General features: G+C 46.7%; 11 protein-coding genes and 1 pseudogene. 7 read left to right on the top strand and 5 right to left on the bottom strand.

The genetic code is table 11. The features are described 5' to 3' along the window. Positions 1-182: 182 nt before the first annotated feature. Entirely contained in the window at positions 183-1,217 is a 1,035-nt protein-coding gene (locus Ga0123461_RS03750) for an IS110 family RNA-guided transposase (RefSeq protein WP_100277105.1), read from the top strand. Positions 1,218-1,501: 284 nt separating this feature from the next. Here Ga0123461_RS03750 and Ga0123461_RS03745 read toward each other — a convergent pair whose 3' ends face one another. Next, positions 1,502-2,101, bottom strand: a complete 600-nt coding sequence (locus tag Ga0123461_RS03745; RefSeq protein WP_100277104.1) for a DUF4405 domain-containing protein — start codon at positions 2,099-2,101, stop codon at positions 1,502-1,504. 131 nt (positions 2,102-2,232) lie between these two features. On the opposite strand from Ga0123461_RS03745, the gene Ga0123461_RS03740 reads away from it, so the two are divergent. The 5 genes from Ga0123461_RS03740 to Ga0123461_RS03715 all read left to right on the top strand — a co-directional run bounded on the left by Ga0123461_RS03740 (position 2,233) and on the right by Ga0123461_RS03715 (position 7,400). After that, on the top strand, positions 2,233-3,105 hold the full coding sequence (locus Ga0123461_RS03740; RefSeq protein WP_100277103.1) for an ATP-binding cassette domain-containing protein: 873 nt from the start codon (positions 2,233-2,235) through the stop codon (positions 3,103-3,105). Continuing rightward, positions 3,102-3,800, top strand: coding sequence for a GTP-binding protein (locus Ga0123461_RS03735; protein WP_100277102.1), 699 nt, complete (start codon positions 3,102-3,104; stop codon positions 3,798-3,800). The genes Ga0123461_RS03740 and Ga0123461_RS03735 overlap by 4 nt, the downstream gene beginning before the upstream one ends. Before the next feature lie 3 nt (positions 3,801-3,803). Beyond that, entirely contained in the window at positions 3,804-4,496 is a 693-nt protein-coding gene (locus Ga0123461_RS03730) for a (Fe-S)-binding protein (protein ID WP_100277101.1), read from the top strand. 22 nt (positions 4,497-4,518) lie between these two features. Further along, positions 4,519-5,613 (top strand): pyridoxal phosphate-dependent aminotransferase, encoded by a 1,095-nt coding sequence (locus Ga0123461_RS03725; RefSeq protein WP_198507114.1) that lies wholly within the window; start codon positions 4,519-4,521, stop codon positions 5,611-5,613. 1,058 nt (positions 5,614-6,671) lie between these two features. Beyond that, positions 6,672-7,400, top strand: coding sequence for a ZIP family metal transporter (locus tag Ga0123461_RS03715; protein ID WP_100277099.1), 729 nt, complete (start codon positions 6,672-6,674; stop codon positions 7,398-7,400). A gap of 65 nt (positions 7,401-7,465) precedes the next feature. On the opposite strand, the gene Ga0123461_RS03710 is transcribed toward Ga0123461_RS03715, so the two are convergent. From Ga0123461_RS03710 to Ga0123461_RS03695, 4 genes are all read right to left on the bottom strand, one after another. Further along, on the bottom strand, positions 7,466-8,662 hold the full coding sequence (locus Ga0123461_RS03710) for a TraB/GumN family protein (RefSeq protein ID WP_100277098.1): 1,197 nt from the start codon (positions 8,660-8,662) through the stop codon (positions 7,466-7,468). 583 nt (positions 8,663-9,245) lie between these two features. Beyond that, positions 9,246-9,782, bottom strand: a complete 537-nt coding sequence (locus Ga0123461_RS03705) for a GNAT family N-acetyltransferase (protein ID WP_100277097.1) — start codon at positions 9,780-9,782, stop codon at positions 9,246-9,248. Between the two features lie 271 nt (positions 9,783-10,053). Then, positions 10,054-10,773: a methyltransferase family protein gene (locus Ga0123461_RS03700; RefSeq protein WP_100277096.1), complete on the bottom strand. Its 720-nt coding sequence runs from the start codon at positions 10,771-10,773 to the stop codon at positions 10,054-10,056. Positions 10,774-11,198: 425 nt separating this feature from the next. After that, on the bottom strand, positions 11,199-11,588 hold the full coding sequence (locus Ga0123461_RS03695) for a rhodanese-like domain-containing protein (protein WP_100277095.1): 390 nt from the start codon (positions 11,586-11,588) through the stop codon (positions 11,199-11,201). A gap of 454 nt (positions 11,589-12,042) precedes the next feature. Here Ga0123461_RS03695 and Ga0123461_RS12305 point away from each other — a divergent pair. Continuing rightward, positions 12,043-12,333: pseudogene (locus tag Ga0123461_RS12305) on the top strand (response regulator); the annotation flags it as partial. Between the last annotated feature and the right edge of the window lie 5 nt (positions 12,334-12,338).

Below are 12,338 nucleotides of genomic sequence, written 5' to 3'. Positions count from 1 at the left end.
TTTATTTGCCATGACCATTTACCATAGTGATATCAATAACAGACATATTCGAATGGCCGAAGTTGGCCGCACCTAGCCGGTCGCGCCACAGGCGATAGTCGGCCAGAAGCATCGGTAATCGGGCTGGCGATTATCGTCTAAGCTCCTAGTAGCTCGCATAGCGAGCAGCAAGAAGGTTTATCATGGCTTATTACACTGCATTGGATGTATCTCTACGTTCGGTTTCCATCTGTATTATTGATGATAACGGAGTGGTTTGCTTCGAAGATAAGGTGGTTTCAGAGGTTGATGAGATTGTTTCCTGTCTGAAGCGGTTCAGCCCTGAGATCAAATCTATTGGCTTTGAAGCAGGAACATTAACTCAATATCTCAGCTATGGATTGCAGGCCGCAGGGTTTGAAGTGATCTGCATGGAAGCAAGGCAAGTCAGCGCAGCGCTTTCAGCCATGCGTAACAAGACAGATAAGAATGATGCGCGAGGTATCGCGCAAATCCTGCGTAGTGGCTGGTACAGCCGCGTCCATGTTAAAAGCATGGAGAGTCACCTGATCCGTGCCTTGCTGTCAGACAGGAAAGCGGTTTTGAAGAAGTGTGTGGATCTGGAGAACGAGATTCGCGGACTGATCAGGCTGCTTGGCATCAAGCTTCCCTGTTCGGTTAAGCATGGTGCTTTTGATGATGTTGTACGCCCGATAGTCGAAGAGCATGGCCTGATGACCAATTCCCTCATCCCACTACTTGATGCACGGTCAATACTCTATAAAACCTATCTCAAACTGGATGGACAAGTTCTTGCCTTGGCACGGAAGGATGAGATCTGCCAGCGATTGATGACAGTGCCAGGCGTTGGAGCAATCACAGCATTGACCTACAAGGCTGGCGTGGATGATCCATCACGATTCAAGCGGTCACGCACTGTTGCTGCACACTTCGGCTTAACACCGAGGCGTTTTCAATCCGGTGAGCTGGATAATCCGGGGCATATCTCCAGAGCTGGCGATGCCGATGTTCGCTCTGCCCTTTATGTGGCGGCGCACTCGCTGGTGATTCGCTCTGATAAATGGACATATCTGAAGGCTTGGGGTTTGCGCCTCTCTAAAACTAAAGGGCACAGGCGAGCTGTGATTGCCGTGGCACGAAAGCTTGCTGTCATCCTGCACAGGATATGGATTGATGAGACCGATTTCCGTTATGGCTCTACGGAGGTGACAACATGAACTGACTTCGTAGCTCTATAACAGAAACGTCCCTCGTGTGGACGAATGTCTGGATGAAGCCGTAAATGTCTGCTGCGCCAACCAAGCGCGACCAAAAGCCTGGCTCTCCACTCTGTCTGACTTATGCGTGCAGCGGGCTAGATCTATTAGCTCGACTGCGGAAAGGAGCGTGACCCACCACGATAGACAAAACCGAGGCGAACTCGGCATATTTTAGGTGCTTGACTGAATGGCCCGATTAAAGGAGCGGACATTGAGTATGGATCAATAAATCACTGGGCTACTTACCTTTCTTTTTTGCTATTGTATTTTTTTATAATTTCTCTGACATCAATTAGTTCAAACTTATGTTTTCTTTTTAAAGAACCTAGCTGTTCGTCTTTTGATGTTGATTCAGGTAATTTCAATGACTTGATAATATAAGTAGCTGACACGCCGGTTGTTGCTTCTATTTCCTTTAAAGTCATTGAGCCGCGTATTTGTGTGTCTTCATATTTATGGCTAGAGCTGAATGATGCCCCATTGTTGTTTAAATCTATTTTTACTGGAGTTAACAATAGGGATAAGGCGAGTGCAATTACAGTTAAGAGCCCAACGATTCCCAGTCCGGCCCGAAACCCTGAACCTTCGCTAGGTCGACCAGTAACGACACTCATGACCCAGCGCCAATGCAGTACTAAATGAAGTGTAAGCAGGGAAAAGAAGACAACTGACATCCAGAAGTGGATGCTCCCCCATTCGTGCCGATCAAGGCTCCAGATGGTTGAATAGTGACCACTACCAGGAGGTAGGACATATCGCATAAGCACACCGGTTATCGTCATCACGACAAATCCGATGAATGCGATAACATCGATGATAAAGTTAATATTGGTGCGTCTCATATAGCCACCTAGGCAGACCTTTATGTTAATATTTAGAGTAGGTCAAAGCTGTTGAGCTGTAAATCACTACTTTTGGCTACGCTTTTCTAATCCGAAATATTTAGGCTATACTAAATATAGAAGGTGAGCTTATGTCAGTTTTTTTTTCCCACTCACATAATAAAGAGCAGCCGAGTCTAACCCTCGATGATGTCCATAGTGTCACTCTTCTGGGTGGGCATGGAAAGGTTGGACAGAAAGAAACGGTGACTGAGGTTAAGCTCGAAATGGGCAACGTAGTGAGCATTGTCGGACCTACTGGTTCTGGTAAAACGGCCCTGATTAATGACATCGAACTATTCGCCAATTCCAACACCCCCACCGGCCGACGAATGCTTATCAATGGTGCTACGCCTCCAGAAGAACTTATGGATGATCCCTCCAAAAATCCAATTGCTTTGATTACGCAGCACACTAATTTCCTCTCGGATCTGCCTGTAGATGTTTTTTTGCGTATGCATGCAAAAATAAGACGGGCAGATGAACATGAAACCATTGTTGAGGAGACTCTGGATTTTGCTAACCAGCTAACAGGTGAACCTATTATTCAGGGAAACTCAATGACCGAACTCTCTGGCGGTCAAACTCGTGCGCTATTGATTGCCGATGCTGTAATTATTGGAAATTCGCCTATTTTATTGCTGGATGAGATCGAAAACGCGGGAATTCATCGAGGTCGGGCTTTGGAGTTGCTGAGGAACTATCAGAAGATTTTTGTCTTCGTGACCCACGATCCACGCATTGCGTTGCTATCCGATTTTAGAATCGTGATGTCGCGGGGGGCTATGGAAAAGATTATTTATCCCGATGAGGAAGAGGCTATTATTATTGATAGGATCGGCAAGCTGGATGATCTCATGTTACGTTTTAGAAAGCGGCTGTGGGAGGGGGAGCGTCTTAGCGAAAAAAATCTGGACAGTGATTTGAGTGCGTTACTCTCAAGCAGCAAGGAGACATCGTCATGAAGCTCATTATCTGCGCCGGCCCCCCGACCTGTGGCAAGACCACAGTTTTAAAACAGGTTACGAATAAGCTTCTCGCACAAGGCCGAAGAGTCGCTTACTTGAAAGAAGATGTGCAATTTGCCGAAGAAGCAACGATGTTCAGCGAAGAGTTCGGCATTCCAAGTAGGGCAGCTTATTCCGGTGAAATCTGTCCTGATCACTGTCACGTATTGATTCTAAAGGAGGCTGTTGAATGGGCAGAGAAAAATCAGGCGGATATCTTTATCGTTGAGACTGCCGGATTATGTCTGCGCTGTGCCCCATATGTTGAAGGTGGACTCGCTATATGCGTACTGGAAGTGACCAGTGGTATGAACCTACCACGAAAAATCGGGCCGATGTTGACACTGGCAGATATCGCTGTGGTAACTAAAATTGATCTGGTATCGCAAGCGGAGAGAGAAGTCTTTCGCATGAATCTTACTGAAGTGGCTCCACTTCCTGTTATTGAAACTGATGCCCTGCATGGCATCAATATTGATCGCATCGTTCGCGAAGTCGAGAAGTCACCGGAGATCAAACAACCCATGATTTTGAGGGGAAACCCTCCTTTGGCCGTCTGCACAATCTGTGCTGGTAAAAAGGAAATTGGTTGGGAAAACCATTTCGGTGTAGTCCGCACGTTGGAGTCCGACCCCTTTTATCAAGGGGAGTGATCTATGGCTGTTCTCATTGAATTACTCGATCTCCTAGAGCGTGGTGAGGTGACTGATGCCAAGGAGTTGTCCCGACTTCTTCCTGGTAAAAACTGTGGCATGTGTGGCTTTAAAAGTTGCGAAGACTTGGCTGCACATGCGCTCAGTGACCCACAAATCATTAAACGCTGCATCCATTTGATAGAACATGAAATTAAACTAGTGCAGCCGATACGGAGGATGGAGGCACCAACCTGGAAAGACATTCTTGATCGGGAATATGATTTCATTTTGGATCAGTTCGACGATGAGCCAGGGCCACGTGAGCACATCCTGTTGGGAAATCCTGCTAATATGGAAAAATTGAAGATAAAAAAGGGTGATATGCTCTTTGGGAGGCCGGCCATGAGTGTAGGTTGTCCCGTAACACATTGTGGCGTTGTCATGGAGGAGCCAGACTATTTTAACGGTGCTCTGGTTTGGTGCATTACCGGCCCTATGGGTGCCAGAGAGAATGGGCGTGAGATTGGATTTTATCATATTCTGGCCTATGAAGGTATGGTTATACAAAGCCAAAACAAAATTGAGTTTGGTCGCCGTTACAACTTTCTGCCCCGTTACTGCATGTTACAAGCTCGCCATTCTGGACTTATTAATATGATGATTAAAACGGAACAAGGCTATCGTGTACGGTTAGAAGGAATTAGTTTGGGATAATTCAAGCACATTGAATGCTTGTATGGTCCTTCATTCTTCTACTGTTTTGACGGCAGTCAACTTCACATGGAAGAAATTGCAAGATACATGCTTTATGGAGACAGGAAGGGCTTATATGTCATCAATGCTTGAAAAGGGTGGTGGTACATTCAAAGGTATCAAACTACTATTGTGTGAAAATCCTCTGCCGCCCATCGACGAAGCAATCGCTGCAGCTCAGGCCGAAGTGCCGCAGAGTAATTACTATACTGAACCTTTCTCGGAGCCGTTACTCCAGTCCATCGCCGATAGTATCGGTATCCCGCGACGATTGGTGCACATCAATGCGGGCTCGGAGTTAATCCTTAGGCAGCTCTTTGACCGCTTGGGCCAACGCGTACATTTGCTCACGCCCACCTATCCCCTTTTCCCCGAGATCGCCAAATGCTACACCGAGACCCGGCTGCTTCCGGAAAATGACTTTGCCTTTGATCTAGCAGATTTGGAAATCCCAGATGGCACTACGCTCGCCGTAATCGTCAATCCCAACAACCCCAACGGCGGCACCTTCGACATGGCGCCTATGCCGAACCTTCTCGACAGATATCCCGACACGCGCTTTCTGGTGGACGAAGCCTTCATCGGCCTTGCTGGTCAAAGCGTCGCCCACTTGGTACCCAAATACCCGAACCTGCTGGTCACTCGAACACTGTCCAAGGCCCACAGCTTGGCGGGTTTCCGCGTAGGCTATGCTATTCTTCCCGAGGCGTTGGCGGACGATCTCAACACCCATAATGATGCCTATCCGCTCTCTCGCCCCAGCCAAGCTGCAGCACTCGCCACCTTGCAGCATGAAGACAAGATCCTCGAGAGGGGAATCAGGCTGCATGCTTGGACGGAACAGCTGGCGGCGGAGCTGCGCGCACTTGGCGTGCGTACTTATCCAACCAAAACCTACTTCTTCCTCGCAGACTTCACTCCTCACGACGCAATTGAGTTGGCCGCCGGTCTCCAGAAACAAGGGGTCTTCATCAAGCCATTAGGCAATCCAACCCTCGGTTCCGGCTTCATGCGAGTAACCACTGCGCTGCCGGAAGGCAACGCGCGTTTCGTTCAGGCATTGCGAGAGTTGCTCTAACCGTGCCGAAAAAGACGTCTTTCGAAGCCCACCACCGGCGCCATAACGTTTGGTTCGTGCGCCATACGGCGATCTACAAGTCTAAATTATTGGCCGCAACATCCAATTTCAGGCTCCACCGAGTCGGTATGGGCACAAAAAACCTCTCGAAGACACTGGCCCAAGACCTGTGAGGAGGCATGCTTACGCACTGGTCACGGTCAGGGAGCCTTCGTGGTGGTTAAGGCATGCCACCCTTAGTTAAATTTTTTAACCAAACGATAATTTAGCATGAAACTGAGGATTAAGTGAATTTGCTTAAATGGTTGACGGCTATCCCCGGCATTATTCCAATTGAACCAATCAATATTCTGTCATTAAGACCTTCCGTACTCAGGGTATTATGACTATAATATATAGGCGAGGTGGTCCTATGTCGGGTCTATTTTCATGTTCACATTAAATAAACAAAAGGCCGCCGAGCCTGCCCTTCAATGATATTCATAGCGTCACTCCGGGCTTATTAATATGATGATTAGAACTAGTCAGGATTATCATGTCCGGCTGGAAGGAATTAGTTTGTGAATGAAAAGGCCGATCGATTTTCACGCATTAGCCATGGAGGGAGATGAAATCATGACAAGGGATCGTAAACATAATATGGGCTCTGGTGGATACTGCGTATGTCCCAAATGTGGTGAAAAAACACCGCATCACAAGGGTGTTCCTTGCCAGAAAGAACTTTGCCATAGCTGTGGAACTAAGCTACTAAGGGAAGACTCTGATCACTATCAACTGTTTAAACAAAAGCAGGATGAAAATCGCAGGAAATAATGCTCAGACTAGCACGCCCCCACCCTCGGCATGTGAAAGACAAGCTGCATAGTGAGTAAGTGACCAATGAGGGGTTGATCACAAAATATACAGGTCACTCTGGAAGGATCACTCCGGAACGACAAATTAACTCTGCACGACTACCACCCTAATTACCTGTCGTGTTAGCTCTTTCCGAGTTTGGCAGACAAGTAGGTTAAATGCCCCCCTTCTCGTTCATTTTATATCCCTCATGGAGAGAACATATGGAAAACACATTCTGGACGGCGTTGGCTGCGAGCTCACTGGCAGCATTGGTGACAGCAACTGGCATCTATACCATTCGCCACTTTGATATTTGGGGTAGAAAGTATAGCACCTACTTCGTTTGTTTCGCTGCTGGCGTGCTGATTTCCGTATCGTTTTTACACATCATCCCGAAATCTTTTGAGATGAACGAAAATGCTCCGGCCTATCTACTCTCCGGTTTTGTTCTGTTGCATATATTCAATCGCTTTATCACTGCCTTCGTCTGCGAGAGGGGGCCTGACTCACTGTATGGCCTAGGGCTGGTACCCATGCTCGGTATCGGCTTTCACTCGTTTATTGACGGGTTTATTTACGCCATCACATTTTCCGTTAGTGCTTTCACCGGAGTTTTGGCCGCATCCGGCATGGTACTGCATGAATTCCCCGAGGGGATCATTACCTATTTACTACTTTTGCACGGAGGCTTCAGCGCAAAGAAATCATTGATTCTGGCTCTACTCGCCGCTTCCTTGTCCACACCGTTAGGCATGCTGGTGTCCTACCCCTTCATTAGCCAGATCGATAAACCATCATTGGGGGCCATGCTGTCGCTGTCGGCAGGCGCACTTGTTTATGTAGGTGCCACCCATCTATTACCTCAGGCAGAGAAAGAACACCGCAAGTACAGTCTGTTTGCCTTGGGTGCAGGCATCCTGATTGCCGTGGTTATCGTTTTGTCCAAGTAATAATGCTAAAGAGATGCGAAGAGCCCTTTATTTTCAATGAGCCTGCTCCAAAATAAGCAAACCAATCAAGTCAAACGATCAAAGATAATAAAGCCTGCGATATAGGTTCCAATAGCGGAGGCAAGTGATGAGAAAATAAAAACCAGCATGGTGCGTGAAATTCTATTTTTCCACCAGCCAGCTAAATGAACTGTATCGTGGCGCAAACTGTCAAAGTCTTTCATTCTTGGCTTTCGTAGCCATATCTCCAGTGCAGAAGTAACCACACCTGCACCAATCATCGGGTTCAGAGAAGTAATGGGGGCAGCGACAAAGGCCCCAAGAATGGTCAGTGGATGTGCCTTTGCCATCAGTGCACCAATGGATGTAAGCCCGCCATTGATCACTACCCAGTACAGTACCAACTCCCAGCCAAGCGAGGAGTTCTTAGCAAAGCCGCTGGCAAAGCCTAAGAGAACCAGAAAACTGATAAGCCAGGGAAAATACCTGCCGATATTTTTCTTCTCCGGAATCACTTTCAGCTCTTGCAATGCTGCATCAAGCTCACTCTCGGATAAGTCACAGTATTGGCTCATATAACTGCTAATGCCATTAAAGTGACCTGCTCCAACAACGGCAATAATGTGGTGATGCACAGTACGGTTTGCCTCCTGAATCAGGCGTAGTGCCATGTACTGGTCTCTCTCATCAATCAGCGGTTTGTATAGTTTGCTGTCTTTTTTCGCAAATTGAGCAAAGGCTGAATTGAGGATATCACCATCTTTAAGGCTTTCGACATCCTCTTCGCTGATGCTTTCCCGGGTAAGGAAACCCTTTATGAACTGACCAACAAGCTCCACGCGCCGTTTAAAAGGAATGTTTCGGTAAACGCGCCTCATGGTAATACTGATGTCACGGTCGATCAGTGAAACTGGGTATCCAGCTCTATCGGCCTCTTCGAGTGCCGCCTTCAATTCCGCGCCTGGCTCAATATCCACCTGTTCAGCCAGGCGCTGCTGGAATGCACCAATGACTAGGTTAGCCCATATCATCGGCCCTTGCCCCTTCTTGATGGCTGTAAAGAGATCAAGGTCTGCGAACATGTTGGGGTTAGTTATTTTTTCATGGCGGCCCGTACAGAGTTCAACCGCAACTGCATCATATTCACCGGATGAGAGTAGCTCACGAACTTTGTCTGCACTGGCTCTGGAGATATGAGCAGTTCCCATAACAGTGATATACTGACCACCATGCTGGAAGGTGAAAATGGGATGGTTACTCATGCTACAACTCCCCTTTCGTATGCTTTGGCTAGCCCTTGATCAGCGTCAAGGGCTAGCCAAAGCACTCTTCCCATCTGATCCCCAGACATGGAAAGCCCCGACCAAATCGAGGCTCTCCCGCCGTGAGCGACAACTAAACACTATGATGCTGAGTATAACACAATCCCAGCAAACCAAGCGGCCATACAAATCGCAATGACAAGGATAAACGCGTCATCCCATAGATGTTCCTTTAGTAATTTTTTCATGGCTTTTACCTCCTTGAGGCTCTCCCCTCTCAGAGTAATAACAGGATACGCTTATTAATAAAAAATCGCAAGTTTTTTTTAGCTCCCTAAAAGACACTTGGTTGAGCGTTTTGGCAGTCAAAATAGGGCTTTCGTACAAAAGAAGAGAAGCTCGTATCACCGTATGAATGTCTGAAGTTGGCCGTTTTACGTCAGTCGCCAACGACGAGGTTCGGCCAGATCCGGTCATTCGATTATCAGGTATAACGCTTCACATCACCAGCCGCAAAAAAGCAGAGCGGGGAACGCGCGGCGCTTTTTCTGTCCGGGTGCATGTGATTATTATGTTCTTTTGGTTACCAATAGACGGGGTCAATGAATTCCTTAACGCACAGGGGACGTTCACTGATAGTAGGAATTGGCTCTCCCGTTAAAGACTGCCCAAGCCAGCCAAAAGGCATTGAGAGCTTTAGCGGGGCCTTAATTACATTTTCTGAAAGCGCCTGAAACCCTACCTTTGAATAAAAGGATGGATCTCCATATGTAACAGCAACATTAGCAGCGCGCCTTTTCAGTTCATCAAGCCCATAATTGATTAAAGCCTGACCGATTCCTTTTCCCTGATGTTCAGCGCTCACTGCAACTGGGGCGAGCATGTAAACCAGAATAGGCTTACTAAAATGAAGGCGAGTGAAAAAAATACAACCGATGAGTGTTTCATCTTCGTATGCGCCGATACAGATTATTTCTTTATTGTCGATGTTTGATGCCAACTGTAAAGAAAGGCTGCCAATCAATTTTCCTTCCTTTTCGCCCTCTGATGAGGTGAATACAGAAGTGAATAGCTCTTCTACCTCTTTTTGTTTTGATTTGTCCAAGATTCGATGAATCATGCCTTACCCTTCAAGATTTCTGCTCTTATTGTTTTGGAATATAACATATATTAGACACCATTTTTGGTGACTATTCTGACTTGGTGAAGCTGGCGAGGTCGAAAAATCCTCATATCCCTTCCGTAGTTGCTTTAACATAGTTGGGAAATTGAAAATGGCAAATACACCTTTGTGCGGGTGAGGTCGAGTGCCCGTTGCTGGCCGTGAGTCGCCTGTCGTGATCGGCAGCAGTCGGCCAAAAAGCAGTCACTCAACATAAATTTCAGGTCTCTCAGTATATCCCGGGAAACAACCGATAACGCACGCGTTGTGCATAGTCCCAATAGCCCGGCAACTCTTCCTGTAGCGTCCGGTCTTCAAGTCCGGTTCTAATCACCGTGATGATTAATGCCACCGCCGCAGGAATCAGTGTCCATGCCGAGCCCAGGGCAAGAACAATACCGAACAGTGGAAGAATATTTCCGGCGTAACCCGGATGCCGTACAAACCGGTACGGACCACTGTCACACACCACATGCCCTCGATCCGTCTGAATGCGCACCAAGCTGGAGAAAAAGCGGTTCTCTGCCAATGCCCATGCAGCGAAAGCGTATCCGAGCGAAATCAAAATGAAGCCAATCACGATGAGCCATAGCGGAAATTCGGGTGACCAGCTATAGCGGTGGTCCAGCCCTGCTACTATGACCATAGGAAACACGAGACTCACCGCCATCAGTGGAGCAAGCACTTTGTCCCAGGCTTTTGCATTTTGGATACTTTCAATATTTTGTCTTTCGGCTGTTAATCCGGGATGTCGCTGTTCTGCCCACATGCGCCCACCAATACCAGCGGCCAAGATCAGCATGGAATATAGCCACGCCTGCCACCAGCCGAGGTCCCCACCGCATATAAACAAAATCAGCGGGATTAGGAGATACGCCACAACTAATCTGATCCACTGGCGAGGGGATACTGTTTGAGCTGCCTCTTCATTAACCGTCTTTGCTGACATGTCATTCCCCAAAATAAAATGGATTTTGCATATTATAAGTATAGCAAAGAAGAAACGTTTATTGGGCGCACATCATTCAAAACTCGAGTGTCCGCTTGTGACCCAGGCTGTGTGAAAACTAAAGATTATTTTTGAAAGTGGTAAATGACCCCTGGTACTCCCGAAATAATGTGAAAAAGTGGGTTTTGCTGCCTAGAAGTGATGCAACAGCACATGATTTTGGGGATAAATTCTCGGCTATCTGAAATATTTCATGTTTTCACACAGCCTGGGCCGAAAGCAGTCATTGGTTATAAAAGTTAGAGCTCTGGGCTATACAATGGGGGGTCTGAAGCTCTTTTTCTATCTGAAGCATGCCCTAGGTAATAAATCAGATGAATGTCTGCTTCCGGCCAAAAGCATCGGTCCTTCGCAGAATTAAAATATCACCATGACTCAGAAGTAACGTCCTTGCCTTCTGTCTGCCAAGCCGTAAATCCACCGGCCATCGACTTTACATCTGCAAACCCCATTTCCTGAAGGGTGGCAGCAGCCAATAGACTGCGCACACCACTCGCGCAATACACAACCAAACATTGCTCGCGGTTTTCCAAACACGGTTCACGATGCGGGTAAGACAAATCAGCCTTTGCCTCAAGCAGCCCACGGGGGACATTAACAGCTCCAGACAAATGGCCCTCACGTACTTCGCCCGGTTCACGCACATCGAGCAATAACACATTCCCGCCTCTTGTTAGAGCAACCACTTCATCAGTCGATATCTCTTCGACCTTTGTTCTTGCTTCAGCAGCAAAGTCCATTAATCCCTTGGCCATAATTCACCTCCTAAGTAGATATTTCATCAAAGCATACCGACGCAAAATATTATAGTCACTTCGCATTTGGGCTCGATACGCAGGTCACCAAAGGCAGGAGTCCGCCAAAAGAGGTCATTCAAATCATGAAATAGGGTTTCTGTCAAATTACAAGGCTGGCTATGCTCCATATTCCCACCGCTGCCATAAGAGATGTTAAAATATTGGTATTACTTACCTCAACGATATTTTGTAACCTTTCATGAGTGAAATGAATAGGATCTATAAGATACCCGTACATATTCTTGTATGTGCTTTTTGGTTTGGCCACAATAATTCTCCTTCCGCTGCATTATCTTGACGCTCCAGAACTGTATATATTATAGAATTATAATTTCATTATTTATGTATTGATTTTTATTAATGTGGACAGGCCTCTCAACGTAAGAGGCTGTGATTTCTATTCAATACTTTAAATTATCGAGTATTACAAGCCACCAATGGTGAGGAAGCGCTACAAATCTTTGAGGATGAACAAGATTCAATATCTCTAGTCTTTACTGATATCATTATGCCAAAAATTAGCGGTTTTGATTTAATGGAGCAGATATGGTTGAAAAGTAAGAATACCCCTGCTCTTTTTGCCTCTGGTTACGATGCAATGGGACACGAAATCCCAAAAGAGAAAGAGCAACAAGCTATCATTATTAGCAAACCATATTCGCCTTTAGAAGTTAGCTTCCACATAAGAGATCTTTTGAATTAACGCTT

Source organism: Mariprofundus aestuarium (genome assembly GCF_002795805.1).
Classification (GTDB): domain Bacteria; phylum Pseudomonadota; class Zetaproteobacteria; order Mariprofundales; family Mariprofundaceae; genus Mariprofundus; species Mariprofundus aestuarium.
The sequence above is the reverse complement of the archived record's forward strand: the minus strand, read 5'-3'. Positions and strand labels throughout refer to the sequence as shown.